Origin of the sequence: Marinobacter sp. HL-58 (genome assembly GCF_001314605.1) — a bacterium.
Lineage (GTDB): Bacteria > Pseudomonadota > Gammaproteobacteria > Pseudomonadales > Oleiphilaceae > Marinobacter.
In genome coordinates this window covers 13,321-39,465 of sequence record NZ_LIHP01000019.1, presented here as the reverse complement: position 1 = coordinate 39,465, position 26,145 = coordinate 13,321, and the positions used below count along the sequence as shown (strand labels likewise).

At 58.8% G+C, this 26,145-nt stretch carries 21 protein-coding genes; 4 read left to right on the top strand and 17 right to left on the bottom strand.

Translation table 11 applies throughout. The features are described 5' to 3' along the window. Positions 1-11: 11 nt before the first annotated feature. Positions 12-2,864, bottom strand: coding sequence for an insulinase family protein (locus HLUCCO03_RS17430; protein ID WP_051603823.1), 2,853 nt, complete (start codon positions 2,862-2,864; stop codon positions 12-14). 25 nt (positions 2,865-2,889) lie between these two features. Continuing rightward, positions 2,890-3,189, bottom strand: coding sequence for a hypothetical protein (locus HLUCCO03_RS17425; protein ID WP_027831590.1), 300 nt, complete (start codon positions 3,187-3,189; stop codon positions 2,890-2,892). Between the two features lie 378 nt (positions 3,190-3,567). Here HLUCCO03_RS17425 and HLUCCO03_RS17420 point away from each other — a divergent pair, with 378 nt between their 5' ends. Further along, positions 3,568-5,553, top strand: coding sequence for an SDR family oxidoreductase (locus HLUCCO03_RS17420; protein WP_027831591.1), 1,986 nt, complete (start codon positions 3,568-3,570; stop codon positions 5,551-5,553). Positions 5,554-5,566: 13 nt separating this feature from the next. Here HLUCCO03_RS17420 and rnt read toward each other — a convergent pair whose 3' ends face one another. Beyond that, complete coding sequence (gene rnt / locus HLUCCO03_RS17415) at positions 5,567-6,223, bottom strand: ribonuclease T (protein ID WP_027831592.1); 657 nt, start codon at positions 6,221-6,223, stop codon at positions 5,567-5,569. 58 nt (positions 6,224-6,281) lie between these two features. Beyond that, positions 6,282-7,319 (bottom strand): dihydroorotase, encoded by a 1,038-nt coding sequence (gene pyrC / locus HLUCCO03_RS17410; RefSeq protein WP_027831593.1) that lies wholly within the window; start codon positions 7,317-7,319, stop codon positions 6,282-6,284. 162 nt (positions 7,320-7,481) lie between these two features. Here pyrC and HLUCCO03_RS17405 point away from each other — a divergent pair, with 162 nt between their 5' ends. Continuing rightward, positions 7,482-8,402 carry an OmpA family protein gene (locus HLUCCO03_RS17405; RefSeq protein ID WP_036197408.1) on the top strand — a complete coding sequence of 307 codons (921 nt, stop codon included), beginning with the start codon at positions 7,482-7,484 and terminating at the stop codon, positions 8,400-8,402. 16 nt (positions 8,403-8,418) lie between these two features. Here the strand turns inward: HLUCCO03_RS17405 and HLUCCO03_RS17400 are convergent, their stop codons facing one another. Next, positions 8,419-9,345: a histone deacetylase family protein gene (locus tag HLUCCO03_RS17400; RefSeq protein WP_027831595.1), complete on the bottom strand. Its 927-nt coding sequence runs from the start codon at positions 9,343-9,345 to the stop codon at positions 8,419-8,421. A gap of 170 nt (positions 9,346-9,515) precedes the next feature. Between HLUCCO03_RS17400 and HLUCCO03_RS17395 the strand changes: the two genes are divergently transcribed. Further along, on the top strand, positions 9,516-12,260 hold the full coding sequence (locus tag HLUCCO03_RS17395) for a GNAT family N-acetyltransferase (RefSeq protein WP_027831596.1): 2,745 nt from the start codon (positions 9,516-9,518) through the stop codon (positions 12,258-12,260). Positions 12,261-12,299: 39 nt separating this feature from the next. On the opposite strand, the gene rdgC is transcribed toward HLUCCO03_RS17395, so the two are convergent. The 8 genes from rdgC to HLUCCO03_RS17355 all read right to left on the bottom strand — a co-directional run bounded on the left by rdgC (position 12,300) and on the right by HLUCCO03_RS17355 (position 18,160). Next, positions 12,300-13,229: a recombination-associated protein RdgC gene (rdgC, locus tag HLUCCO03_RS17390; RefSeq protein ID WP_027831597.1), complete on the bottom strand. Its 930-nt coding sequence runs from the start codon at positions 13,227-13,229 to the stop codon at positions 12,300-12,302. A gap of 99 nt (positions 13,230-13,328) precedes the next feature. Then, positions 13,329-13,529, bottom strand: coding sequence for a DUF2788 domain-containing protein (locus tag HLUCCO03_RS17385; RefSeq protein ID WP_027831598.1), 201 nt, complete (start codon positions 13,527-13,529; stop codon positions 13,329-13,331). Positions 13,530-13,546: 17 nt separating this feature from the next. Beyond that, the gene (gene yaaA, locus HLUCCO03_RS17380) at positions 13,547-14,317 is read right to left on the bottom strand and encodes a peroxide stress protein YaaA (protein ID WP_027831599.1); all 771 of its coding nucleotides are present in this window, start codon (positions 14,315-14,317) and stop codon (positions 13,547-13,549) included. Between the two features lie 12 nt (positions 14,318-14,329). Beyond that, the gene (locus HLUCCO03_RS17375; protein ID WP_027831600.1) at positions 14,330-14,563 is read right to left on the bottom strand and encodes a glutaredoxin family protein; all 234 of its coding nucleotides are present in this window, start codon (positions 14,561-14,563) and stop codon (positions 14,330-14,332) included. Beyond that, positions 14,564-15,313 carry a YciK family oxidoreductase gene (locus tag HLUCCO03_RS17370; protein WP_027831601.1) on the bottom strand — a complete coding sequence of 250 codons (750 nt, stop codon included), beginning with the start codon at positions 15,311-15,313 and terminating at the stop codon, positions 14,564-14,566. It lies immediately after the preceding gene. 79 nt (positions 15,314-15,392) lie between these two features. Beyond that, entirely contained in the window at positions 15,393-16,043 is a 651-nt protein-coding gene (locus tag HLUCCO03_RS17365; protein ID WP_027831602.1) for an HAD-IA family hydrolase, read from the bottom strand. A 14-nt stretch (positions 16,044-16,057) separates the two neighbouring features. Beyond that, positions 16,058-16,786 (bottom strand): bifunctional 2-polyprenyl-6-hydroxyphenol methylase/3-demethylubiquinol 3-O-methyltransferase UbiG, encoded by a 729-nt coding sequence (ubiG, locus tag HLUCCO03_RS17360; RefSeq protein WP_027831603.1) that lies wholly within the window; start codon positions 16,784-16,786, stop codon positions 16,058-16,060. A gap of 33 nt (positions 16,787-16,819) precedes the next feature. Beyond that, on the bottom strand, positions 16,820-18,160 hold the full coding sequence (locus HLUCCO03_RS17355) for a TRZ/ATZ family hydrolase (protein ID WP_027831604.1): 1,341 nt from the start codon (positions 18,158-18,160) through the stop codon (positions 16,820-16,822). 159 nt (positions 18,161-18,319) lie between these two features. On the opposite strand from HLUCCO03_RS17355, the gene mtnA reads away from it, so the two are divergent. After that, positions 18,320-19,384 carry an S-methyl-5-thioribose-1-phosphate isomerase gene (gene mtnA, locus HLUCCO03_RS17350; protein WP_051603824.1) on the top strand — a complete coding sequence of 355 codons (1,065 nt, stop codon included), beginning with the start codon at positions 18,320-18,322 and terminating at the stop codon, positions 19,382-19,384. Here mtnA and HLUCCO03_RS17345 read toward each other — a convergent pair. From HLUCCO03_RS17345 to HLUCCO03_RS17330, 4 genes are all read right to left on the bottom strand, one after another. After that, a complete protein-coding gene (locus tag HLUCCO03_RS17345; RefSeq protein ID WP_027831606.1) occupies positions 19,373-20,095 on the bottom strand; it encodes a helix-turn-helix transcriptional regulator in 723 nt (240 codons plus the stop codon). The two genes, mtnA and HLUCCO03_RS17345, sit on opposite strands and share 12 nt — an antisense overlap. 34 nt (positions 20,096-20,129) lie before the next feature. Beyond that, on the bottom strand, positions 20,130-22,304 hold the full coding sequence (locus HLUCCO03_RS17340; protein ID WP_027831607.1) for a carboxy terminal-processing peptidase: 2,175 nt from the start codon (positions 22,302-22,304) through the stop codon (positions 20,130-20,132). 272 nt (positions 22,305-22,576) lie between these two features. Continuing rightward, complete coding sequence (locus tag HLUCCO03_RS17335) at positions 22,577-24,727, bottom strand: 3-hydroxyacyl-CoA dehydrogenase NAD-binding domain-containing protein (protein ID WP_027831608.1); 2,151 nt, start codon at positions 24,725-24,727, stop codon at positions 22,577-22,579. A 32-nt stretch (positions 24,728-24,759) separates the two neighbouring features. Next, positions 24,760-25,968 carry an acetyl-CoA C-acetyltransferase gene (locus HLUCCO03_RS17330; RefSeq protein ID WP_027831609.1) on the bottom strand — a complete coding sequence of 403 codons (1,209 nt, stop codon included), beginning with the start codon at positions 25,966-25,968 and terminating at the stop codon, positions 24,760-24,762. Between the last annotated feature and the right edge of the window lie 177 nt (positions 25,969-26,145).

Here is a 26,145-nt window from a genome sequence, read left to right as displayed (position 1 = left end):
CCCGTCAATGGTCAGGCTTCCGGTACGCTTTTCCGCTCAAGCAGCGTTTCAATGATGCTGCTGTTATCCGGGTTGTCGGCACCGGTGAATACGCGAAGGGCCCTCTTTCGTTCGATCACCTGATTGTCGAGGATATCCAGCAAGGATTCCCGGCTGACCTGCCTGATGGCTTCCGCCAGTTTCTCCCGCGAGTCAAAGCCTGTCTGACCCCGGTCGATTTCCCGCCAGAAGCGTTCCGAAATCTCCCCCAGGCGGCGGTCTTTTTCCATAAGTTTGCTGATAACCGCCTGTTTCTCCCGCTCAAGGTCCTTTGAGGACATATCCGAGAGCGTATCCCGGAAGGTTGCGGAAAACTCCGTCACGGCCTTGTCAATGTCGTCACTGCTGGCCTCGGGAGACTGCACTACGAAGCCCAGGGCCGGTGTTTCCAGCAACTCGAACGGTGTGGCATAGACAATGTAGCCAAGCTGGCGATTGGTGCGCAGTTCCTCGTAGAAGGGGCTGCTGATGATCTGGCCCAGTAGCCGGAAAGCAGCTCTTTCCTCAAAGCCGGTATTCCTGCCCTGCACATAGAGCGTGTAACCCGTATCCGGGTGGTCCACGTCGATAGGCAGATCGGTCTGGCCGTCAGGAAGGCCGCGCACCTTGCTGCGCTCGACGGTTGTCATGTCGCTGTCATCCAGCACCATGGCGTGGATGCGATTGGTCAGGTTGAGGGCAGAGGCTTCGGTCAGGTTGCCATGGGCGAGCATCACCGGGTCCACCTGTGAGAGGTAAGCCTCCGAGAATGACCTGAGCTCATCCAGGGTGACTTCCCTGGCGGCCTCAAGCTTCTCTTCGGTGCTCCAGGCACCTTCGATCAGCAGGCTCTGGATGAATTCGGATGTCTGCTGAACAGGGCGTTCCTTGGCCTTGTTCTGGAGCCGGTCAATCATTTTCTGGCGGGCAATTTCAAAACGTTGCTCTGTCAGCTCCGGGTCTGCAACCTGGGTCAGCAGTCGGGCCATGAGAGTGTGGAGTTTGTCGCTGTAGCCGCCCACCCGCACGGTGATGCCGCGAAGGTGCGGGTAGATGCTGTAATCAAGCCCTGCCAGCTGAGCAGGATAGGCCCAGGCGTTGACGTTGGTGTTGATAGCATCCACCAGCAATTCCGAGAGCACATTGCTGCGGGCCGAGGCTCGCGTAGCCGGGTTGCGCAGGCTCAGGTAGACATTGGCCTTGGGGGTATCAAACCGTGTATCACGGGCGTACCACACGTCCATGCCGCTGACGGTGCCCAGGGAGACGGGTTGTTCCATGGTGGAGCCGGGGATCATGCTCAGCTCCTCGGGAATAAAGGGGTTCTCCAGGGGAAGCGCCAGGCTCGAAACCATCCGGTTACTGTCCGTTGCTTCTGCCGCTTCCGGGTCCAGCGGTTTCAGTTTCCAGGCGGTCTCATACCACTCGGTCAGATTGGGGTCTTCTATGTCTGGTTCGGGCTCAAGCACCGAAACCAGAACATTGTCCGGCGTGAGTCGGTCGAGAATGGCCTGGTAACGCTCCGGTGCGTAGTCCTTCATCATCCAGGGGGCCTGGAGCACGTCCTCCGGTGCCACATGGCGCATCTGTCGGGACAGATGCATCACTTCCTGAACCGGCCGGTTTTTCTCGCGGAAACGGAAGTCGATCTGGGCCAGCTGTTGCATTTCCTCAAAACGACGTTGCTCAATTCCCTCTTCCCGGACCTTGTCGATGTAGGCAAAAGTCAGCTCCAGGATGGTGTCCTGTTTCTCAAGACCTTCCGGTGTCAGCGACATTTTCAGTTCCAGGCTCGCTTCCTGGCCGGTGTCCATGCCACTGCCGGCCGAGAGGCTCTCTACCAGGCCCGCCTGTTTCAGTACGTCAAAAAGGCTGCCAGGGCCCTCGTGTCCCAGCAGGCTGGCGACGTAATTGGCCGGTTTGTCGCGATAGTATTCCTGTTGCGACGGAATGGGGAAAGTCAGGGTCAGGCTGCGGATATCCTTCAATGCGTCAACCGTGAGGCGGGCGGGCAGCGTGTCCGGGCTGAACAGGGGCTCATCGTGCACCTTTGCATTCAGCTTCCGGTTTTCAATGCGGTCAAACCGCCCGCGTACCATGGCCTCGAGTTCATCCAGGGACTGGGGCCCGTAGACGGCCAGGGTCATCAGGTTGGACGAATAATGCGTCTCCCAGAACTTGATGAGGTCAGGGCGCAATGGCCTCTCTTCGGTATTCTCGAGGGTGGTCAGGTTGCCCACTGCAAACTGATGGAAGGCGTGTTCGGGATTGCTGACCGCTTTTTTGACGGAGTACAAGCGGCGGCCATCCTCTTTCTGCATGGCGCTGAACTCGGAATGTACCGCCCTGCGCTCACGGTCAACCAGTTCCGGCGTGAACAGGGGGGCGGAGAACTGTTCTGCAAAGCGGTCGAGGGCGTCTTCCAGGTGTTCAGCCTGCACGTCGAAAAAGTAGTTGGTGTCCTGGAATGAAGTAAAGGCGTTATGGCTGCCACCGTGGCTCTTGATGAACTGCTGGTATTCGCCGGGGTCCGGGTATTTTTCCGTGCCCAGGAACAGCATATGCTCCAGGAAGTGTGAGAGGCCTTCCCGGTCCGCCGGGTCATCGCCGCTGCCGACGGCCACGTTCATGGACGCGGCAGCCTTGTCGGAATCAGGGGAGGAAACCAGTAGCACCCTGAGCTGGTTGTCCAGCTGTACATAGCGGTACTCGTTGTCGTCGTTCGGGCTTTTGACGGGGGCAATGTCCGCCAGTGCTACCGAACTGAAAACCAGAAGGAGCATCAGGGTCAAAGCTTCCTTCAGGGCAGGGAAACTGATGGCAAATCCACGAATGCCTGGGCGCATAATGCCTCTCTGTCTGATAGTTGGTTCAGTGAATCAGTGCGTTGCGGGTGCTTTCCGGTTGTTGATCCAGCGTTTTTTTTGCCAGGCTGGCGGCGGCATCTGCATCGAGCTGGCCCGAGGCAATGCGCTCCAGAACCGTGCCCATAACCGCCACAGACTGGCGATAGTCTGCGAACTCGGCCTGGAAGGCATGGTCAATGGCCTGGTAAACCGCCTGGATTTTCTGTTCCCGGCTGCCGGCATCTGCGGCTGTGTCATTGATGGCCTTGAGGCAGGCGCGGGCGATGGCGATGTAACGCTCGGCGTTGGGGTCGTCTTTGTGCATAGCTGGAGTTCCGAAAACCGGGATATTGAGACAGAGCCTGTCATGAATGGTTCCGATTATGTCATTGCTCCTGACAGGTTTCATTTCATCTCTGTAATGGTAGGGAATTGCGGGCAGGCTGCACACCATGTGCTAGTCTCAATTTCAGCATGCCGGGCAAACCAACAGGTTGCGGCGTGCCTTTCATGCGGATGTTAGAGTAATTGCTCTATCAAAAACAAAGGGTTACAGAGTAATTGCTCTAAAAAAGTTCAATACATGAAGGATGCATTTAAGTACAATGCCGGCGTTCCGCGAGAGTATAAGACTTTGGTCTAATACCTCAGCCGGGAACAAAGGGACAGACAACAATTGAGCAACAAGCAGGGTGGACTATCAATGAATTACTTTCTGACGGGTGGCACCGGTTTTATCGGCCGTTTTCTCGTTGAAAAACTGCTGGCTCGCGGCGGCACGGTTTACGTTCTGGTGCGTGAGCAATCCCAGGACAAACTGAACCAGCTGCGGGAGCGCTGGGGCGCGGATGAGTCCCGGGTGAAAGCAGTCATCGGCGACCTTACCAGTCCGAATCTGGGTATCGATGCCAAGACCATGAAATCGCTCAAGGGTAATATTGATCACTTTTTCCACCTTGCAGCGGTTTACGACATGGGTGCGGACGAAGCAGCCCAGCAGGCGACCAACATTGAGGGCACGCACAGCGCCGTAAATGCGGCAGAAGCCATGGAGGCAGGTTGTTTTCATCATGTGTCCTCCATTGCCGCCGCCGGAATGTTCAAGGGCACGTTCCGCGAAGATATGTTCGAGGAAGCCGAAAAGCTGGACCATCCCTACCTGCTGACCAAACACGAGTCGGAAAAGGTTGTCCGGGAGAGCTGCAAGGTTCCGTTCCGGATCTATCGCCCGGGCATGGTGATTGGTCACTCGAAAACCGGTGAAATGGACAAGGTTGACGGGCCCTATTACTTCTTCAAGATGATCCAGAAGATCCGCCATGCTCTGCCCCAGTGGATGCCGACTATTGGCATTGAAGGCGGCCGCCTGAATATTGTTCCGGTGGATTTCGTGGTGAACGCCATGGATCACATTGCCCACCTGGAAGGCGAGGATGGCAACTGTTTCCATCTGGTGGATTCCGACCCCTACAAGGTTGGCGAAATTCTCAATATTTTCTCCGAAGCCGGTCATGCGCCCCGTATGGCCATGCGTCTTGATTCACGGATCTTCGGATTTGTTCCGCCGTTCATTCGCCAGAGCCTGAAGAACCTGCCCCCGGTCAAGCGTCTGACCACGGCTGTACTGGATGACATGGGCATTCCGCCCTCGGTTCTGTCTTTCATCAACTACCCCACGCGATTTGATGCCCGCGAAACCGAGCGGGTTCTCAAGGGCACCGGTATTGAAGTGCCGCGCCTGGACAGCTACGCCGCTGTGATCTGGGATTACTGGGAGCGTAACCTTGACCCTGACCTGTTCAAGGACCGCACCCTGCGTGGCACGGTGGAAGGCAAGGTCTGTGTGGTCACCGGCGGTACTTCCGGCATTGGTCTGGCAACGGCCGAGAAACTGGCCGATGCGGGCGCGATTCTGGTTATCGGAGCCCGTAAAAAGGAACGGCTGGCGGAAGTGGCCGCTCAGCTGGAAGCCCGTGGCGGCAATGTTCACGCCTACCAGTGCGACTTTGCCGAGATGGACGATTGCGACCGCTTCGTGAAGACCGTGCTGGATAACCACGGCCATGTGGATGTTCTGGTCAACAACGCCGGGCGTTCGATCCGTCGCTCACTGGCGCTGTCGTTCGACCGTTTCCACGATTTCGAGCGCACCATGCAGCTGAACTATTTCGGTTCGGTTCGTCTGATCATGGGCTTTGCGCCGGCCATGCTGGAGCGTCATCGTGGTCACGTGGTGAACATATCGTCCATTGGTGTGCTGACCAACGCGCCGCGTTTCTCCGCCTATGTGGCCTCCAAGTCTGCACTGGATGCGTTCAGCCGTTGCGCCGCGGCGGAATGGTCAGACCGCAATGTGACCTTTACCACCATCAACATGCCGCTGGTAAAGACACCGATGATTGCGCCCACCAAGATCTACGATTCGGTTCCCACACTGACGCCGGACGAAGCGGCGGAAATGGTCGTGGACGCCATCGTCTACCGGCCCAAGCGCATTGCCACAAGGCTGGGTATCTTTGCCCAGGTGTTGCAGGCGCTGGCGCCGAAGATGGGCGAGATCGTGATGAACACCGGTTACCGTATGTTCCCGGATTCACCGGCCGCAGCTGGCAGCCGGTCCGGAGAACGGCCCAAGGTATCTTCCGAGCAGGTTGCTTTTGCGGCAATCATGCGAGGCATTTACTGGTAGGCCGGTAGCCTCTCTATTCCTCCGCCTCGCTTATCAGGGGCGGAGGAAACCCTCCCAGTTCCCGCCATCGATTGACAATGCCACAGAACAGGTCGGCGGTTTTTTCCGCGTCGTAGGCGGCAGAATGCGCTTCCTTGTTGCTGAACGGAATACCGGCCAGTTTGCACGCCTGGGCCAGCACGGTGTGGCCGTAGGCAAGGCCCGCGAGTGTCGCGGTATCGAAAGTGGAAAAAGGATGAAACGGATTACGCCGGATATCCGAGCGCAGAGCGGCCGCGAATACGAAGTTGTGATCAAAGGTGGCGTTATGCCCAACCAGAACCGCACGCTTGCAGTCGTGGGCTTTGACTGCCTTGCGGATCGGCCCGAATATCTCGCTCAGGCCCTCCCGTTCGGGAACGGCCTCCCGCTCGGGGCTCCAGGGGTCAATGCCGGTAAAGTCCAGGGCTGACTGCTCCAGGTTGGCGCCTTCGAAGGGATCAATCTGCTGCACGTGGGTTTCTGTCCGCTTCAGCCAGCCGTCTTCGTCCATGGTCAAAATGACTGCGGCAATTTCCAGCAACGCATCCTGTTCGGGATTGAATCCACCGGTTTCCACATCCACCACAACAGGCAGGAATCCGCGGAAACGGCGGGACATGGGATGCGGTTCTTTGTTTTCTTCAGTCACTTAAACTCCCGGAGTCTTTGGCCAGGGTAACAAGCCTGGTGTGTAAAAAGTCGGATAATCAGTCGGTTGAAAGGCGCCATCTCAGGCTTTCGCCGGCTTTGAGGGGCACAATGGTGCCGTCGGCCAGCGGCAGTTCAGCGGGCATTTCCCAGCTTTCCCGTACCAGGGTAATGGTGTCGGTATTGCGGGGCAGGCCGTAGAAGTCGGCCCCATTGAAGCTGGCAAAGGCTTCCAGTTTGTCCAGGATGCCCAGGTCCTCGAAGATCTCCGCGTACAGTGACATGGCGCTATAGGCGGAGTAGCAGCCGGCACAGCCGCAGGCGGTTTCTTTCCGGTCCTTCGAATGGGGCGCTGAATCGGTGCCCAGGAAGAAGCGCCGGTCACCACTGACAATGGCGTCGCTCAGTGCCTGCTGGTGCCGGTTTCGCTTGAGAATCGGCAGGCAGTACAGGTGCGGCCGGATGCCACCAACGAGCATGTGGTTGCGGTTGTACATCAGGTGCTGGGGGGTAATGGTGGCACCGAGATTGTCGCCCTGGTGGTTGCGAACAAATTCGGCGGAGTCTGCGGTTGTAATGTGCTCAAGGACAACCCGCAGTGTCGGGAAAGCGTCCAGCGTCGGCGCCAGTACGCGCTTGAGGAAGATCTTCTCCCGGTCAAAGATGTCGATCTCCGGGTCGGTTACCTCACCATGGACCAGCAGCAGCATGCCGCACTCGCTCATGGCTTCCAGTACCGGGTAGATGTTGCGGATGTCGGTAACGCCCGAAGCGGAATTGGTCGTGGCACCGGCAGGGTAGAGCTTTGCCGCAACCACCCCGGCGGCTTTTGCCTCGCGGATCTGTTCCGCGGTGGTGGTTTCCGTCAGGTACAGAGTCATCAGCGGTTCAAAGTCATGGTCCCCGGCGGCATCCAGGATCCTGCCACGGTAGGCCATGGCCTGCTCTGCATCGGTGACCGGTGGTACCAGGTTGGGCATGATGATGGCGCGGCCAAAGCAGCGGGCCGTGGCAGGCACCACATCCCTGAGAATGTCACCGTCCCGGACATGAAGGTGCCAGTCGTCGGGGCGGGTAATGGTGATCTGATTGGTCATTGACAGTTTCCGGCTAGCCGGGGCCTTTGCTGTGGTTGCCCCTTGAGAATTCTGGCGGAATTATATCAGAAGCCGTCATCGATTGTTTCGGGCCAATGGCCTAAAGAATGCCTTGCGGTTGCCGTTAACCACTCAGTGAACATTCTCTGACGGACTGATGGTATGGCACGAATCCCAGCCTTCCTGCGTGGTGCAGTTATCTCCGGTGCATGCTCTTTGCTGGTTGCCGCCAATGTGGCCCAGGCGGCTACCTATGGTGCCGGCATCGAGAACAGCCAGTGGTACCTGTCGGAGTCTGTATTCGAGTGTACCCTGGTGCACCAGGTCCCCGGTTATGGCCGGGCTGTTTTCCGCCACAAGGCTGGCGAATCCCTGTCGTTTTTCCTGGAGTCGGAAACGCCGGTGATGCGCCCTGGCCGTGGCATGCTGGTGGTGGAGGCACCATCCTGGCGCCCCGGAACCGCACCCCGTTCTGTGGGCCGGGTTAATGTGGACGACAGCCGTCGCCCGGTTTCCCTGGATTCACGCCAGGCCATGATTCTGGTTCAGGGCCTGCTGGAAGGTATGGATCCGACAGTTACCCGCGAGTCCTGGTACGACAGCAGCCCGGTTCGTGTGAAGGTGTCCAACATCAACTTTGCCGGCACCTTCTCCGAATACCGTTCCTGCACCTCAGGCCTTTTGCCGGTCAACTATGACCAGATCAAGCGTTCCCGTATCCCCTTTGCTGCCGGTAGTACCAGCCTTTCCGGGCCTGACAGGGAGCTTCTGGACAACATAGTGGCTTATGTTCAGGCGGATTCAACCGTGGAGCGGATTTTCGTCGACGGCCACACGGACAGCAGTGGCAGCAGAATCGATAACCGCGCATTGTCCGAGGAGAGGGCCAATGTGGTAGCGGATTACCTGATCGGGCAGGGCATTGATACTGACCTGGTAACAGTCAGGGCCCATGCGGACCAGTACCCGGCGTCAGGCCGTCCGGCGGATAACCGGCGCACCACCATCCGCCTGCAGCGCGAGGGTGAACGGCCGGACCTGCAGCAGGCCAATGGCTACGACGCGGCCTCACCAAACAGCTGAAAGCCCGCTGGTGATATCAGCGGATGGAATTGAGCACTTCAAGGTGGGCATTCACACTTTCTGCCAGCGCCCTGAGATGATATCCCCCCTCAAGGGTTGAGATAATCCGGTCGTTGGCAGAGTCAGCGGCAATGCTGGTGATCATTTCTGTCAGCCAGCGATAGTCTTCCACTTCCAGATTCAGCTCCGCCATCGGGTCCAGCCGGTGGCCATCAAAACCGGCGGAAATCAGAACCAGCTGCGGGCGGAAATCCTGCAGCCGTTTGAGCCAGGCCGCTTCCACGATTCTACGATACTCGTCCGCAGACTCACCCGCCTGGATGGGAGTATTGATAATGTTCTCAGCCTGCCGATGCACGTGGGAGTGGGGATAGAACGGATGCTGGAAACTGGAGCACATGAGAATGCGCTCATCGCCGCCGACAATATCAACCGTGCCGTTTCCCTGGTGGACATCGAAATCAATGATGGCCACCCGCTCCAGATGATGGAAGTTCAGCGCCCGCATGGCTGCCAGGGCAATGTTGTTATAGAAACAGAACCCCATGGACCTGCTGCGTTCGGCATGATGGCCCGGTGGCCGGGCACAGACGAAAGCATTGGTGAGCTGGCTGCTGAGAACCATATCGACCGCTTCGATGCTGGCCCCGGCTGCCAGGCGGGCTGCCCTCAGCGTATCCGGCATCATCGCGGTATCCGGGTCGGTATACACCCGGCCCCGGGTGGGTTGCATCAGGTCCAGCTGGTGCAGGTAGCGCTCGGGGTGAACGGTCAGCAACTGGTCCCGGGTGGCTTCGTCCGGCCTTACCCAGTCCAGCTCCTGCTCCAGGCCGGTATCCGCCAGGTAACTGATAATGGCCGCAAGCCGCTCCGGGGATTCCGGATGCTCCGCCCCCATGTTGTGTTTCATGCAATCGTCGTGAGAGAAAAATCCCGTTGTCATGCTGGTCCTGAACGCTCGTTGTGCTTGTATTTTGTTCAATATTATCAGGGATAGTACGCTGCTGCCGTGTTTCTTTGGTCTTATGGTGTCGATAGCCATTTTACATCAACAGACAAGCGCCTAAGATAGGATGTACATCCGCCCGGTCAATCCGAAGCAAGGAGCGAAGTTTGAGCACCCGATACCTGGAAAGCCTTTTTAATCCCTCTTCCATCGTGGTTGTCGGCGCCTCGGAGCGGGCGGATAACCTGGGCGGTATGGTGTTGCGGAACCTGCTCGGTGGTGGCTATCCCGGGCAGTTACTGGTGGTTAACCAGAATGATTACGAGAATGTCCATGGTGTGCCTTGCGTAAAGAAGGTTTCCCGGATGGGCTTCAGCCCTGACCTGGCGATTATCTGTACGCCCCCGGATACCGTGCCGAAAATGGTCCGGAGGCTGGGGGAGGAAGGCGTCCGTACGGCCATCGTGATGACCGGTGGCATGTCCCGGAGCCACAGCAAGACGGGCCAGCCGTTGATGTACTCGGTCCGGGATGCGGCCCGGGAAACCGGTATCCGGGTGCTGGGCCCAAATACCATCGGGCTGATGGTTCCGGCCCGCAGCCTTAACGCAACCTACGCCCACATGGGTGCCATTCCCGGCAAGGTGGCGTTCGTCGGCCAGTCCGGCACCATTGCCAGTTCGGTGATTGACTGGGCCTTTGCCCGGGGCGTCGGGTTTTCCTACTTTCTCACTCTCGGCGATGGCATGGACATCGACCATGACGACCTGATCGATTACCTCGCCCAGGACAGCCAGACCCGCGCTATCCTTCTGCACATAGAGAACATTCCCAATCCGCGCCGTTTCATGTCGGCCGTCCGTGTGGCTTCGCGTACCAAACCGGTGATCGCCGTAAAAAGCGGCCGGGTGCCGGAATCGGAATGGTTTCCCCATGAACTGCCCGCGGGGCTCACCCGCAGTGACCCCATATACGATGCCATGTTACAGCGCGCCGGTGTGCTGCGTGTGGATGGACTGGGGCAGATGTTTGATGCCCTTGAAACCCTGACAAGGATGCGGCCCTTGCGGCGGGAAACCCTTGCAATCATGGCCAATGGTGTAGGCCCGGGTGTGCTGGCGGTGGACCGGCTGGCCCATCTTGGCGGAGAACTGGCGGAGCTGTCCGGGAAGTCCATTGCTGCGCTGGCGGAGTCCCTGCCGCCTTACTGGACTCGCAAGAATCCTATCGACCTGGGCTATGACGCTTCACCAGAGCTGTATGCCCGGGCCATCAAGGTGCTGGCGAAGGATCCGGAAGTTGCCAACGTGCTGGTAATGTACGCGCCCAGCCTGACCCAGGACAGTCTTCAGATTGCCGATGCGGTGGTGCAGGCGTCCAAGGGTACACGGCTCAATGTATTTACCTGCTGGCTGGGCCAGAGTACGGTGCTGGATGCCCGGGATGAGTTCTACCGGGCCGGGTTACCGTCGTTCTTCAATCCCGAAAAGGCTGTCACCGCGTTCATGCAGCATGTACGCCACCAGCGGGTGCAGCGGCTGCTGACAGAGACGCCGGAATCGTTTACCGACCACTTTGACGACCATACGCAGACCCGTCGGGTGGTGGTCAATGCCCTGCGCGCAGGGCGCAGCCATCTTTCCAACCGGGAAGCCCGGGACCTGATCCGTGACTACGGAATCAATACCGTGGACACCATTTATTGCGATGACATGGAAGAGGTACTCGAAGCCTTCGCCGTGGAGCGGCGGCCGGTGGATATTACGCTGATTCATGAAAAGTCCTGCCATCCCCTGATTGAACTGAGCCCCGGCCAACGCCGATACAAGGGCACGGTGCAGAAGCTGAACAGCGAAGGGGCCATTATGGACTCCTGCCGTTTCCTGATGGAGGAGTACAAGAAACACTATCCGGACAGTGGCTTCCTGGGGTTTGCCGTTCAGCGTTCCTACCAGCACGTGGGTGGCATTGAATTCAGTGTCGGCATTACCCGCGACAAACTGTTCGGCCCACTGGTGGTGTGCGGTGCCGCCGGTGCCCAGATCAACGTGATGACCGACCGCCAGATAGCCCTGCCGCCACTGAACATGGTGCTGGCGCGGGAGCTACTGCGGCGCACCTACATGTACAAGCTGCTGAAAGAGCACAGCCTGAAACCGGAGGAAGACATTCGCGCGGTGTCTGAAACCCTGGTAACCCTGTCCCAGATTGTGATTGATATTCCGGAGATTCGCGGTCTGGAGATTTCACCGCTGCTGTTCAATGAGCAGGGCGCCGTCGCGGTGAATGTGGCCATTGACCTGGCAGACAAGCCGGGTCGGCCAATCATCCAGCCCTATCCCAGGGAACTGGAGGAGTGGATAGTGCTGCCCAGGTCTGGCCGGCGGGTGATCATCCGCCCGGTTCTGGCAGAAGACGAGCCGGCGCACCGGGCATTTCACGAGCTCCAGTCGCCGGAATCCATTCGCTACCGCTTCTTCCAGTACCGCAAGCACTTCTCACGGGAAGACGTGGCCCAGATGGTACAGATCGACTATGACCGGGAAATGGTCTTCATCGCCAACGCACCAAAGGAAGACGGCGAGGGTGAGGAAACCCTGGGCACTGTCCGTACCTGGACCGACGCGGACAACCTGCGGGCGGAATTCGCGGTGATGGTGCACGATAAAATGAAAGGCGAAGGGCTGGGCGTGGCCCTGATGCAGAAGATGATCGATTACTGCCGCGCCAAAGGCACGGTGGAAATGGTGGGTAATGTGCTGCCGGATAACCGCCCGATGTTGCGGCTGGCGGAGCACCTGGGCTTCGAGATCCATTACAACCCGGAGGAGGAAGTGATGGACCTTACCCTGGTGCTGAATGAGCCGGAGAAAGACTGGCAGCGGGAACGCCTGGAGCAGACGTCCCACTGAATTCCGGACAGCCGGCAGTTTTGTGCTGCCGGCGCGCCCTCAGCTTTCTTCGACGATCGCCGAGCGGTCTTCTCCGCCGAGTGCTTCCAGCAGGCCGGGGATCAGCCTGGCCAGCTCCAGCGTCATCAGAGAAAAGGCAGCGTCGAAGCGGGCAGCGGCGTCGTCTGCATCCACATCGTCCAGTTTTTCCTGCAGCGTGTCGCCGAACTTCAACCGACGGATACCCAGTTCCTCATCCAGTACGAATGAAAGATTGTCGTCCCAGGTGACGGACAGTTTGGTGACCTGCATGCCGGCATCCAGGTGGCTGCGGATTTCGTCACCCTGAAGGTCCAGCCCCTTGCAGCGCACCACGCCGCCATCCTCGGAGGGGTCTTTGAGCTCGCATTCGGAGCCCAGTTCGATGCTTGCGGGCAGGTCAATGGACTCATTGAGCCAGCCGGTAAAGGTAAAGGCAGGCGCCTGTTCCACGGCTGGAGGGCGAACCGGTAGCGAACCCAGGCTCTTGCGCAGGGTAGAGGCCAGGTCTTCCGCCTGTTTTGCGGAGCCGGCATCCACCACCAGCACGCCATCAGCAGGGGCCAGGTAGGCGTAGCAGCGGCGGTTCTTGGAAAATGCCCGGGGCAGCATTTCCAGCATCACTTCTTCCTTGAGTTCGTCCTTTTCCTTGCGTCGTACCTTGCGGTGTTGCTCGGCTTCGATCATCTCCGCTTTCTCGTCCACCAGTTCCTTGATCACGGACGCGGGCAACAGCTTTTCTTCCTTGCGCAGGGCAATCAGGTGGTAACCACCGGCACTGTGAACCAGCAGGTTGCTGTGTTTGCCCATGGGGGAAACCCAGCCCTGGCGTGAGGTTTCCTGGGGGCCGCAGGGTTTGAAGGCATCGGCCTGAAGCTTTTCCTCCAGGGCTTCGGCGGTTATCTCAAATGGCTTGGTAAAACGGAATACGCGGGCATTACGAAACCACATGGTCCGGGTCCTTGTTGGTTATTGGCTGATGTCGATAGTAAAGAGGGAGGCGATGATACGGCCACCGGTCAGTGGCCGTAAAGTGACTGCTGCGCAATGCTAGATCTGCATGATTTCAACCAGCACTGTTTTCACGATAAATCCCACCACACCGGCACCCAGGATGGTGAAAAGCGCGATGGTGCCGAATCGTCCTGCCTGGGATTTCTTCGCCAGATCCCAGACTATAAAACCCATCCACACAATAAGGCCCGTGAGCAATACCAGCATGGCAAGCTCTGAAAATACTGCTTCGTTCATTGCTGACTCCAGACTGTTTACTGCTCGTCCCGCAGGAATACCCAGTTATCTGCGCTGGACTGCTCCTCGCTGAAACGGTAACCCTCAAGGTCAAAGCCCTTGAGATCATCAGCCTGGGTGATGTTGTTCTGGATGGCGTAGCGGCACATCAGGCCCCGGGCCTTCTTGGCGTAGAAGCTGATCATCTTGTACTGGCCGTTTTTCCAGTCCTTGAACTGCGGGGTGATCAGGCGTGCGTCCAGTTCTTTCTTGCGCACGGCCTTGAAGTACTCATTGGAGGCAAGGTTGACCAGAACGCCGTCGTCAGCCTTGAGCAGGCGGTTGAGTTCATCGGTGATCTTGCTGCACCAGAAGGCATACAGGTCCTTGCCCCGGCGGTTCTCGAATTTCGTGCCCATTTCCAGGCGGTAGGGCTGCATCAGGTCCAGGGGTTTGAGTACACCATAGAGGCCGGAAAGTATCCGCAGGCGCTTCTGGGCAATGTCGAATTCCTTGTCGCTGAAGCTCCCGGCGTCCAGCCCGGTGTAGACATCCCCTTTGAATGCCAGCACGGCCTGCCGCGCATTGTCCGGTGTAAACGGCGTATGCCAGGTGCGGAAGCGCTCGGCGTTCAGCTGGCCCAGCTTTTCACTGACCCCCATCAAATTGCTGATGTCATGGGGTTCCAGTTCCTTGAGCTGGTCAACCAGTTCGCAGGAATCGTCCAGAAAGTCCGGCTGGGTGGCTTTGGTGGTGGCCAGCGGGCTTTCGTAGTCCAGCGTTTTTGCAGGGGAAATAACCATCAACATGTCGGGCAATCCTCATCGGAGAAAGTTCAGTAACTGGTCCCTGGTAAACGGCCAGTCCAGTTCCTCACCGGTGTCGTTACGGCGAAGTACCGGAATCCGTGTGCCGTAGCGTTCCACCAGTTGCTCGGACTGGGCAATGTCCACAGCATCCACGGGGATGGGCGCCGGCATGGGAGTATTCACCAGCAGCGCTTCCGCCAGCTCGCAAAGCTGGCACTGGGACGTGGTGTAAAAAATCAGTTCCATTTATTTCGGTTGCGCGTCTATCTGTTGGCCGTTGACGTCCCGGCTGTCCCGCCCCATCAGGTACAGATACACCGGCATGAGGTCTTCCGGCGCCGGATTCTGCTGCGGATTTTCGGCCGGATACGCCGTTGCTCTCATATTGGTACGGGTGGCGCCCGGATTGAGACTGTTCACCCGAATATTGTGCCGGTCGTCGTCCAGCTCTTCCGACATCATCTGGCTCAGCCCTTCAATGGCAAACTTGGACACCGCATAAGCACCCCAGTAGGGTTTGGCGCGGCGGCCGACACCTGAGGAGGTGAAAATCACAGAGGCATCGTCAGACTTGCGGAGCAACGGGATCATTGCCCGGCTCAGCAGGAAAGGGGCGGTGGCATTGACATGCATCACCTTGTTCCAGATTTCCGGATCGTAAAGCTCTATCGGGCTGCGGGTGCCAAGGATGGCGGCGTTATGCAGCAGGCCGTCAAGATGGTCAAAGTTGTCCTCGATGGTCATCGCCAGTTCTTCATAATCCTTGACTGCCGCACCTTCGAAGTTCAGGGGTACGATGGCCGGTTTCGGGTAGCCGGCGGCTTCAATCTCGTCATACACGGATTCCAGTTTGGCAACGGTACGGCCTACCAGGATGACAGTGGCGCCATGGGCTGCATAGGCTTTTGCCGCCGCACGTCCGATGCCGCTTCCGGCACCGGTCACCATGATGATGCGGTCTTTCAGCAAGTCGGCCGGTGCTTGATAGTCCTGCATTCTGTATCTCCGTTGGGAACTTACTGGAAAATAATAGAAAGTACTGTTTCAGGTGTACGAGCGCATCCTGTCCGGGGCGCTATTGTAACAGTTTTGCCAGGTCGCTGACGGTATCGGCGACTATGTCAGCTTGCCACAGGTCAACACATTCTGGCTGTTCGATATAACCGTAACGAACCGCGATGGTTTTCATGCCCGCATTGCGACCCGCTTCGATGTCCCGTTCATGGTCACCCACGTAGACGCCGGCGGCCGGATTGGCCCCCACTTCCCGGCAGGCCAGCAGCAGCGCTTCCGGGTGGGGCTTGCGGTGGGTGACATGATCGGGGCAGATCAGGGTAGCGCAGCGCTCCTCCAGCCCCAGGGCCTGTATCAGCGGTGCGGCAAAGCGAACCGGTTTGTTGGTGACGATGCCCCAGGGAATTCCCCGCGCCTCCAGGTCGTTCAGGATGCCCTCCACCCCCTCGAACAGGGTGGTTTCCACGGCTACACCGGCCTCGTAAAGGTCGAGAAACGCGGTGTGCTTTGCCAGGTAGTCCGGGTGTTCCGGTTCAAGACCAAAACCGACCCGGATCATCGCCCTGGCGCCATTGGACACCGAGCGGCGGATATGGGGTGCCAGCAACGGCGGCAAGCCGTGCGCCTGCCGGAGCTCGTTCAGGCACCGGATAAAATCCGGCGCGGTATCAATCAGAGTGCCGTCCAGGTCGAACAGAACGGTTGATGGCATTGAGGAGGAGGCGGTCACGACGGATCAGTATCCCCACGGGTATCCATGGCGTGCATCATATAGTTGACGTCCACATCCCGCCCCAGGCGATACACCTTGGTGATCGGGTTGTAGGTCATGCCAGTCAATTCCCGGACTTCAAGCCCGGCGTGGCGCAGGTGGTCGGACATTTCCGAGGGGCGGATGAATTTGCGCCACTCGTGTGTGCCTTTGGGCAGCAACCTGAGCACATACTCGGCCCCCACGATGGCAAACAGGAACGATTTCGGGTTGCGGTTGATGGTGGACACAAACAGATGCCCGCCGGGCTTGAGCATGGTGGCGCAGGCCCTGACCACAGAGGCCGGGTCGGGCACGTGCTCGAGCATCTCGAGGCAGGTGACCACATCGTACTGGCCGGCGTGTTCAGGGTCGTTTGCCAGCTCTTCTATGGTGGTCTGACGGTAGTCCACGGATATGCCGCTTTCCATGCCATGAAGCCTGGCCACCGCCAGTGGTGCCTCGCCCATGTCGATACCGGTTACATGGGCACCCCGCTGCGCCATTCCCTCGGACAGCAGGCCACCGCCACAGCCGACATCCAGTACCCGTTTTCCCGCCAGGGGGGCGCGCTCATCGATGTAGTTGAGACGCAGGGGGTTGATATCGTGCAGGGGGCGGAACTCGCTGGTTGGGTCCCACCAGCGGCTGGCCAGGGCCTCGAATTTTGCGATTTCATTGTGATCTACGTTCTGGTTACTCATAGGTGGCTCTGCCTGATAACGGAAAAAAGGGCGTCAGCTGGTTTGCTGTTCGCGAATACGGTCGGCCCAGCTCCGGACCCTTAACATCAGGTCCGGTACATCAATACGGGTCAGCGTGCCTTCCTGTACCTGAGGTACGCCATTGATCCAGCTATGGCTTACCTGGCGCCCATGGTTACTGTAAACAAGGTGCGAGGCCGGGTCGTAAACCGGCTGCAGGAACGGGTCGCCCAGGTCGACGGCAATGATATCGGCCAGCTTGCCGGCTTCCAGCGAGCCCAGCTCGTGCGCCCTCCCCAGGGCCTTTGCGCCCTGGATTGTGGCCATGGCCAGCGCATCATGGGCCGACAGGGCAGTGGCGTCGTCCGCCACGGCCTTGGCCAGCATGGCAGCGGTGCTGAGTTCGCCGAACAGGTCCAGATCATTATTGCTGGCGGCTCCGTCGGTGCCAATGGCAACAGTGATTCCGGCATCACGGAATGCCTGTACCGGGCTCAGCCCGCTGGCCAGCTTGAGGTTGGATTCGGGGCAGTGAATGACCCGGGCGCCGGTTTGCTGCAGCAGCTGTATGTCCGAGTCGTCGATCTGGGTCATGTGGACACACTGGGTTTCCGGCCCGAGCACATCCAGTTCAGCCATTCGCTGGGTCGGCCGTTTGCCGGTTTTCTCCAGCGCATCCGCTACTTCAAAGGCAGTTTCGTGCAGGTGGATCTGGATAGGGGCACCTGTTGCCCGGGACAGCGCCACCGCTCTGGTCAGTGGCTCGTCGGATACCGTATAGGGAGCGTGGGGGCCTATGGCTGGCATGATAAAGGGATCGTCCTGCCACTGGTGAATAAATGCTTCGCCCTTGGAAAGGTATTCATCCGGCCCGGAGCCCCAGGGCGTGGGGAAGTCCAGCAGCGGGAAGCACACCTGGGCCCGCATGCCGGCATCCCTGGCCAGCTGGGCAACGATCTCCGGAAAGAAGTACATGTCGGAAAACGTGGTGGTGCCGGTACGAAGCATCTCCGCCATGGCCAGTTGGGTGCCGTCGGCAATGAAGGATTCGCTGACAAAAGCCCCTTCGGCGGGCCAGATATGGTCGTTCAGCCAGCTCATCAGCGGCAGGTCGTCCGCCAGGCCCCGGAACAGCGACATGGCAGCATGACCATGCATATTGATCAGGCCGGGAAGTACCACATGATCCGGCAGGTTGATGGTTTCCCTGGCGCGGAAGCGGGCGTCGGCTTCCTCCTGACAAACCACCGCCGCAATCCGCTCGCCCTGGACAATGATGGCCTGGTGATCCAGTACCGTGTTGGCGGGTTCAATGGGAATCACCCAGCGTGCGTTGATGCGAATATCTGCTGCGGTAATGGTGTCTGCCGTCATTTACCCTGCCCTGGTACTGGCGCCCGGGAACCGTCCGGGCGGGTGAAGAATGTAGCCCGAAAGTATAGCGACCACCCGGGCCGAGAACTACCCTGGGGGCTGAGTTTGAAGCGCTATCACGGTTATACTGCTTCTTTGTAACCTCTCAGGAGTGACTGAATGAGCAAATCCCCTGTTTCATCCGGTGAGCGTGCCATCGGCACGGTGGCGATGCGCTGGCACGGGGCCAGTCTGGAACTGCTGGATCAGCGTCTACTGCCGGACCAGGAACACTGGATTACCGTGGAGGGTGCCTCCGGTGTCGCCCAGTGTATCCGGGACATGGTGGTTCGGGGTGCCCCGGCCATTGGTATCAGCGCCGCCTACGGGGTGGCCCTGGCTGCCCGTCATGCCGGCGGTGGAGACTGGAAAACCGAGATAAAACAGGCGATACGCGAGCTGGCTGCCTCACGGCCGACGGCAGTGAATCTGTTCTGGGCTCTGCAGGAGATGGAGCGGGAATTCGCCGGGTGTCATTCCCTGGATGATGCCGTCAATAGGCTTGCCAGAACCGCCGTTCGCATTCACGAGGACGATCTGGCGGCCAACCTGGCCATGGCAGACAATGCCCTGGATCGTATGGCGGCGGAGAAACCATTCTCGGTGCTCACCCATTGTAATACCGGTGCCCTGGCCACCGGGGGATACGGCACTGCGCTGGGGGTGATTCGCCGGCTTCATGAGGCCGGGTTGCTCAGGAATGTGTTTGCAGACGAAACGCGCCCCTGGTTGCAGGGCAGCAGGCTGACGGCCTGGGAACTGGCGCGGGACGGCATTCCGGTTACCCTGAATGCCGATGGCGCAGCCGCCGCGATTATGGCTGCGGGTAAAGTGCGCTGGGTGATCGTCGGGGCAGACCGGATTACGGCCAGCGGAGACGTTGCCAACAAGATCGGCACCTACAGCCTGGCTGTACTGGCCCGCCACCACAAGGTCGGGTTCATGGTGGTGGCGCCGTCCAGCACTGTGGATATGTCGCTGGAATCCGGCAAGGATATTCCCATTGAGGAGCGTGAAGGCTCGGAGCTGAGGCAGGTCAGGGGAGTGCCGATTGCACCGGCCGGGGTCCGGGTCTTCAACCCGGTATTCGATGTCACGCCTGCGAGCCTGATTGATGTGATCGTAACCGAGAAGGGTGTTGTCAGCACGCCGAACCTTACCGGAATGAGAGCCTTATTCCGCTGATTCGTCCTTCTTCGCCCGCAACTCCGCGATTTCCCGCTCCTGCTCTTCGATAAAGTGCAGCGACATCTCGAAACTCTGACGGGTGAACTCCAGAACCTTCTGGAAGCCCTCGTCGGAGAGGGTACGGGCGTCGTCGTGGCTGCGGAAGATATTGATAAACTGCCGTTCCCGTTCAAACTGCAGTGGCAGGCGGCCCACACCCCAGTCGTTGAGGATGCGCCAGACTTCCGGGTTGTAATTGCGGGTGGTACGAAGAATGAACGGAATCGGGTCGTTGCGGGCTATCAATGCCGCCAGGCGCAGTATCAGTTCGAATGACAGGGTAGTGGTGCCGTTTTCAATGGCTTCCAGAACCGATTTGTCCTTCAGATTCAGAGCTTCGCTCATTTCCGACAGGGTCAGCCCGGCCACCTCGCGGATGTCTTTCAGGGAATTGCCTGCCACCAGCATCATCCGCAGCTGGTCCTGGGAGTTGATCAGTGCACGGCCAACCTTCAGGGAGGTATCTGTCGATTTGGCGGCGAAGCGAAGGGCCGAGCCGGTAAAACCGGCAATGCGATCAATCAGGGATTCCGGTTCCCTGCTTTCCCCGGGGGTTTCCGGGCCCTGAACCTGCTTGACCTCCTCCATGGACCTCATGGCATGCATGGCATCCATCAACATGCCTTCAAGCAGGCGCGCCCTTTTCCGGTCTTCTTCCTTGTCAGCCATGGCTAACGCCTGTTCACCGAGGAGTGTGGGCCGCTCAGCGCGCCTGGGCCTGAGCGGTGATCTGTTTCAGGTTCAGGATGGACGCCATGCGCTGATCCAATTCCAGCATGTCGGCCATGATGTTTCCACCTTCGTGGATAATGAAGTCCATCTCTTTGTCGGGGCTGTCCAGGTCCGCAGCCTGCTGGTCCTGCCATTCATCCAGCTCGTCCAGGCTTTCGAAGGGCTCGTCACCATGAATCTCACGGCGGGCATTGGCAATGCTCAGTCGCGTGCGCTCGATCTGTGACTGGTGTTCCTTGCGGTCTTCCAGGTTCAGGCTTACAGAGGTTTGCTCTCGTTGCTGCTCGAGAAATTCGATTTCCTTCTGCAGCAGCCGGAATTCCGGGTGGTCATCAAACCGTTTGTCGTGACGTTCACGCAGCTCGTCGATGACACCACTGAAGTCAAAGTAGCGGGCATGAGGGACGGCTTCGATCTGGTCCCAGGGCAGGGCGTGATCCAGTGCGTCCTCGCCGATGCGGGTCTTGTCGACACGGGACGGGATTTCGATATCGGGAATCACGCCCTTGTGCTGTGTGGACCCACCGGATACCCGGTAGAACTTGCTCTGGGTGATTTTCAGCTGGCCGTGGTTCAGCGGGCGTACCGCCTGAACGGTACCTTTGCCAAAGGTCTGGGAGCCCACAACCAGGCCGCGGCCGTAATCCTGGATGGCGCCGGCAAAGATCTCCGATGCCGAGGCGCTCATACGATTGACCAGGACCACCAGCGGGCCATCGTAGGCAACCGACGGGTCTTCGTCGTTCAGCACCTGCACGTCATTGTTGGAGTTACGGATCTGCACCGTGGGGCCCTTTTCGATGAACAGGCCGACAAGATCGTTGGCTTCGTGAAGAGCGCCGCCGCCGTTGTTGCGAAGGTCCATCACGACACCGTCAACGCCTTCGTCCTTGAGTTCATCAATCAGTTTGCGTACGTCACGGGTGGTGCTCTTGTAGTCGGGATCACCGTCCTGCATTGCCTTGAAATCGGCGTAGAAAGTGGGGATATGGATTACGCCGATCTGGAAAGTCTCGCTGCCACGCTCAAACTCGATCACTTCCTTGCTGGCGCTCTGCTCTTCCAGCTTTACCTTGTCGCGTTTGATGTCGATGGTTTCCGTCACGGTTTCGTCGGTGGCATCTGCCGGAATGACCTCCAGGGTAACGGTGGATTCCCGCGGCCCGCGGATAAGGTCCACCACTTCGTCGAGGCGCCAGCCGATAACATTAACAGGCTTGTCTTCATCTTCCTGTTTGACCGACACAATGCGATCGGCAGGTTCGAGCTGGCCCTGCTTGGATGCCGGGCCACCGGGAACCAGGCGCACAACCTTGGTGTATTCGTTGTCGGCCTGCAACACGGCACCAATGCCTTCCAGCGACAGGCTCATGTTGATGTTGAAGTTCTCGGAGGTCCGTGGCGAGAAGTAGGAAGTGTGCGGGTCCCACATACCGGCGAAGGCATTCATATAGGCCTGGAAGGCATCTTCGCTTCGGGCCTGGTAGGCGCGCTTCAACTGGCCCTCGTAACGACGGCGAAGGGCATCTTCAATTTCTTCGTCTTCTGCACCGTTGAGGCGCTGGGAGAGCACCGAGTTCTTGATCCGCTTCACCCACAGGGCATCCAGAGCTTCTTCGTCCGGTTCCCAGTCCGCTTCGGAGCGGTCCAGATCGATGCTTTCATCCGCTTCGAAGTCGAGTTTGTCGATACCTTCATCGATCAGGTCAAGGGCAAATTCCAGGCGCTGTATCGTGCGCTGTTGCACCAGGTTGTAGATGTCGAACCCTGGCTGCAACTGGCCGGTTTTCAGGGCCGAGCCGAGCCCCGTGCGAACGGTACTGAAGTTTTCAATATCTTTTTCCGTCAGATAGATGCGCTGGCCGTCGAGGTAGTCCAGGTAGGCATCAAAAACGTCGCCTGACACAGAGTCGTTAATACTCATGTCGCGGAAGTGGGTGAACTGCAACTGGCGGGCAATAAGTATGTTCGCCCGGGCCTGTTCGACGGTTGGTGATACAGGCTCGTAGACCTTGTCGGTGTCCACCTTGGCGGATACTGGCAGAGTGAGCGCCAGCATCAGTGTGAGGATTGCTGCCTGTTTGCCGGCCTTGCCTCCCTTCACTGGTTTGCTGCAACGGTTCATGAATCGTTCCGCAATGCTCATAAGCTTGTTACCTGACGGTGGGTGGCGATACGAGGGCCAGCGGAAGGGGCGTGGATGCAGCAACCGCTGTTAAAAGACCATACGCTTTTAGGATATCGCCGGATTGGCTCATGATTTTATTGTAGGCAAGCGCAGGGCCGGTTGCCATAGCGTTGAAGTATCGGTTCGTGACAATCTGTCCATGAAGTGGGCAGGTTTGGTAAGCGTTGAGTTGCGCAGTCATGCCAGGGGGCCCTGCCGGTGTGATGGGTTTCCGGCAGGGCAACGCGGGGTCAGCTGAAGATTGTGTTGGTTTCCGCTTTCTCCAGAAGCATGGCCGGTGGAGTGAACCGCTCGCCGAAACGGGCGGCGAGATCTTTTGCCCGTTCTGCGAAAGCCCTCACACCATACTGGTTGATGAACTGGATGGCGCCGCCGGTCCAGGGTGCAAAGCCGATACCGAAGATGCTGCCAATGTTGGCGTCTTCAACGGTCCGCAACACGCCTTCTTCCAGACAGCGTACGGTCTCGATGGCCTGGATGAACAGAATTCGGTCTTTCAGATCCTGAAGCTCTGTAGCACGGGCTTTTTGCTGGTCCACAAACAGGTTCTCCAGTTCCGGCCACAGGTATTTCCTGCCGGATTCCGGATACTCGTAGAACCCGGCGCCCGCAGCCTTGCCCTTGCGGTTGTGGCTGCCCACCATCTGGTCGATGACCGCTTCCGCCGGATGCGCGTTCCAGGTTTTGCCAGCCGCTTCCGTATCTTTTTTGCTCTGATCACGGATGTGTTGCATCAGGGTCAGGCTGACTTCGTCGGAAATGGCCAGCGGCCCCACGGGCATGCCACTGAGGACACCGGCATTCTCGATGCTGGACGGGTGAATACCTTCACCCAGCATGGCAATGCCCTCATTGACGAAGGTGCCGAACACGCGGGAGGTGAAGAACCCGCGGCTGTCGTTCACCACAATGGGGATCTTGCCAATCTGCTGGACGTAGTCGAAGGCTCGGGCCAACGTATCGTCAGAGGTTTTCTCCCCCACGATGATTTCCACCAGCTGCATCTTGTCGACCGGGGAGAAGAAGTGCAGGCCGATAAAGTTATCCGGCTTCGACGAGGCCTCGGCCAGTTGGGTAATAGGGATGGTGGAGGTGTTGGAGGCAAAGATGCCGTTGTCGGCCAGCCGGGCCTCTGCCTCTTGGGTCACCTTCGCTTTCAGGTCGCTGTCCTCGAACACCGCTTCGATCACCAGGTCACAGCCATCAAGGTCGTCAGCGAAACCGGTGGCTTTGATGCGGTTCAATACCCCGGTTTTCTGCTCCTCGGTCATGCGCCCGCGGCTGACCTTCTTCGCCAGCAGTTTTTCCGAGTAGGCCTTGCCTTTTTCGGCATTCTCGCTGGACACATCCTTCAGGACCACCTCAATGCCCCGTGTTGCTGTCGAATAGGCGATGCCTGCGCCCATCATGCCGGCACCAAGAACACCCACTTTACCGAAGGTTTCCTTTGCCACTCCTTCAGGACGGCTTTCCCCTGCATTGACGGCGTTGAGCTGGAACCAGAAGGTGCCAGTCATGTTCTTGGCCACCTGGCCGGTGACCAGTTCGGCAAAATAGCGGGTTTCAATAAGGCTGCCGTTGTCGAAATCCACCTGGGCGCCTTCCACGGCGGCAGACAGGATGCGTTCCGGCGCGGGGTAGCAGCCTTTGGTCTTCTGTTTGAGCATGGCCGGGGCGATGGAAAGCTTCTGTGCCATGGCCGGATGGTGGGGGGCGCCCCCGGGGAACCTGAAGCCTTTCTGGTCCCAGGGTTGCTGGCTTTTCGGATTGGCTTCGATAAAGGCCCTGGCTTTGGCCATCATGTCATCCCTGGACGATGCTAGTTCATCCACGATGCCGGCCTTCAACGCTGCTTTCGGGTTTACTTTCCTGCCTTCCATCAGATATGGGAAGGCCGCCTCCAGGCCAATCATCCGGGGCAGCCGTTGGGTACCACCACCGCCAGGCAGCAGGCCCAGGGTCACTTCCGGCAGGCCAAGCTGGATTTTGTCGTCGTCCATCACTACGCGGTGATGACAGGCCAGGCAGATTTCCAGGCCGCCGCCCAATGCCGAGCCGTTAATGGCCGCCACAATGGGTTTGCCGCTGGTTTCCAGGGCCCGCATTTCGGATTTGAGGCCATTAACCATGGCTTCAAAAATCTCTGCGTCTTCCCGGGTTACCTTGTGGAGCTCTTTCAGGTCACCGCCGGCGAAAAAGGTTTTCTTGGCGGAGGTGACAATGATCCCACGGATATTGTCGAGATCATTTTTTACCTTGCTGACGGTGTCGGTCAGGGCCGCGCGAAAGTCCGCGTTCATGGTATTGGCAGACTGGCCCGGCATGTCGATGGTCAGGGTCAGGATCTGGTCTGAACCCAGGTCGTAGTGAATGGCACTCATAATCGGTTCTCCTCTCAGAATCAGTGGTCGGCTCAGACGCGCTCGATGATGGTGGCAATGCCCATTCCGCCACCCACACACAGGGTGGCCAGGCCGTAGCGCAGTTCTCTCCGCTCCAGTTCGTCGAGCAGGGTGCCCAGGATCATGGCACCGGTGGCGCCCAGCGGGTGCCCCATGGCAATGGCGCCGCCGTTAACATTCACTTTTTCATCGGGAACCGACAGTTCTCTCTGGAAGCGCATGACCACTGAGGCAAAGGCTTCGTTCACTTCGAACAGGTCGATCTGGTCCGCGGTCATGCCGGCTTTCGCCAGTGCCTTGCGGGCTGCCGGGGCAGGCCCCGTGAGCATGATGGTGGGGTCGGTGCTGGTGACCGCGGTGGCCAGGATACGGGCCCGGGGTTTCAGGCCCATGGCCTTGCCCTTGGCCTCGCTGCCAATCAGCAGGGCCGTTGCACCGTCAACAATGCCGGAGGAATTGCCGGCATGGTGAACGTGATTGATCTTCTCCACGTAATGGTATTTTTCCCGGGCCACGCCATCGAAGCCCATTTCACCCATCATCTGGAACGAGGGCTTGAGGCCGGACAGGGATTCCACCGTGGTGTTGCCCCGTACGTGCTCGTCCCGGTCCAGGATCATGACGCCATTCTGGTCGGTAACAGGGATAATGGACTTGGCGAAATAGCCCTTTTCCCAGGCGTTGGCGGCTTTTTGCTGGGATTTCACGGCAAACCCGTCCACATCCTCGCGGCTGAAGCCTTCCAGGGTGGCGATCAGGTCCGCCCCGATACCCTGGGGCATGAAGCCGGTATGCAGGTTGGTGGCCGGGTCGGTGGCCCAGGCGCCACCGTCGGAGCCCATGGGGACACGGGACATGGCCTCAACACCACCGGCAACCACCAAATCTTCCCAGCCGGAGCGGACTTTCATGGCCGCCAGGTTCACCGCTTCCAGCCCGGAGGCACAAAACCGGTTCAGGGTAACGCCGGCGACCACTTCGTCCCAGTCCGCTGCCAGGGCGGCGGTTTTGGCGATATCCGCGCCCTGATCACCCACAGCGGTGACACAGCCCATAACAATGTCATCAACCTGGGCAGTGTCAAGACTGTTTCTCTCCTGCAGTGCCCTGAGCACAATGGTCAGGAGCGTGATGGGCTTGACGCTGTGCAGGGAACCGTCTTTCTTGCCGCGCCCCCGTGGTGTGCGAACGGCGTCGAAGATATAGGCTTCGGTGGTCATTTCCTGTCCTCTGTTGGTCTCTGACTCGGGAATAGCATAATCAGTGGTCAACCATAGCGGTTCGGTACCCCGCAGCGTAATGACGTGCGCTGCCAATCCCATTGGCGAAACTGCTCACGCCGGTCATGACATTTACGGTGGTTGCTTCTATGTTATAGGCAGGTACTTACATCACAA

Coding starts and splice junctions, on each gene's coding strand:
- HLUCCO03_RS17385 (WP_027831598.1), bottom strand. CDS start 13,529: ATGAACGAAGCAGTATTTTCAGAGCTTGCCATGCTGGTATTGCTCACG.
- HLUCCO03_RS17400 (WP_027831595.1), bottom strand. CDS start 9,345: ATGACAACGGGATTTTTCTCTCACGACGATTGCATGAAACACAACATG.
- mtnA (WP_051603824.1), top strand. CDS start 18,320: ATGAGCAAATCCCCTGTTTCATCCGGTGAGCGTGCCATCGGCACGGTG.
- pyrC (WP_027831593.1), bottom strand. CDS start 7,319: ATGACCAATCAGATCACCATTACCCGCCCCGACGACTGGCACCTTCAT.
- HLUCCO03_RS17330 (WP_027831609.1), bottom strand. CDS start 25,968: ATGACCACCGAAGCCTATATCTTCGACGCCGTTCGCACACCACGGGGG.
- HLUCCO03_RS17430 (WP_051603823.1), bottom strand. CDS start 2,864: ATGCGCCCAGGCATTCGTGGATTTGCCATCAGTTTCCCTGCCCTGAAG.
- HLUCCO03_RS17335 (WP_027831608.1), bottom strand. CDS start 24,727: ATGAGTGCCATTCACTACGACCTGGGTTCAGACCAGATCCTGACCCTG.
- yaaA (WP_027831599.1), bottom strand. CDS start 14,317: ATGTTGATGGTTATTTCCCCTGCAAAAACGCTGGACTACGAAAGCCCG.
- HLUCCO03_RS17370 (WP_027831601.1), bottom strand. CDS start 15,313: ATGCAGGACTATCAAGCACCGGCCGACTTGCTGAAAGACCGCATCATC.
- HLUCCO03_RS17365 (WP_027831602.1), bottom strand. CDS start 16,043: ATGCCATCAACCGTTCTGTTCGACCTGGACGGCACTCTGATTGATACC.
- HLUCCO03_RS17405 (WP_036197408.1), top strand. CDS start 7,482: ATGGCACGAATCCCAGCCTTCCTGCGTGGTGCAGTTATCTCCGGTGCA.
- HLUCCO03_RS17375 (WP_027831600.1), bottom strand. CDS start 14,563: ATGGAACTGATTTTTTACACCACGTCCCAGTGCCAGCTTTGCGAGCTG.
- rdgC (WP_027831597.1), bottom strand. CDS start 13,229: ATGTGGTTTCGTAATGCCCGCGTATTCCGTTTTACCAAGCCATTTGAG.
- HLUCCO03_RS17355 (WP_027831604.1), bottom strand. CDS start 18,160: ATGACGGCAGACACCATTACCGCAGCAGATATTCGCATCAACGCACGC.
- ubiG (WP_027831603.1), bottom strand. CDS start 16,786: ATGAGTAACCAGAACGTAGATCACAATGAAATCGCAAAATTCGAGGCC.
- HLUCCO03_RS17345 (WP_027831606.1), bottom strand. CDS start 20,095: ATGGCTGACAAGGAAGAAGACCGGAAAAGGGCGCGCCTGCTTGAAGGC.
- HLUCCO03_RS17425 (WP_027831590.1), bottom strand. CDS start 3,189: ATGCACAAAGACGACCCCAACGCCGAGCGTTACATCGCCATCGCCCGC.
- HLUCCO03_RS17340 (WP_027831607.1), bottom strand. CDS start 22,304: ATGAGCATTGCGGAACGATTCATGAACCGTTGCAGCAAACCAGTGAAG.
- HLUCCO03_RS17420 (WP_027831591.1), top strand. CDS start 3,568: ATGAATTACTTTCTGACGGGTGGCACCGGTTTTATCGGCCGTTTTCTC.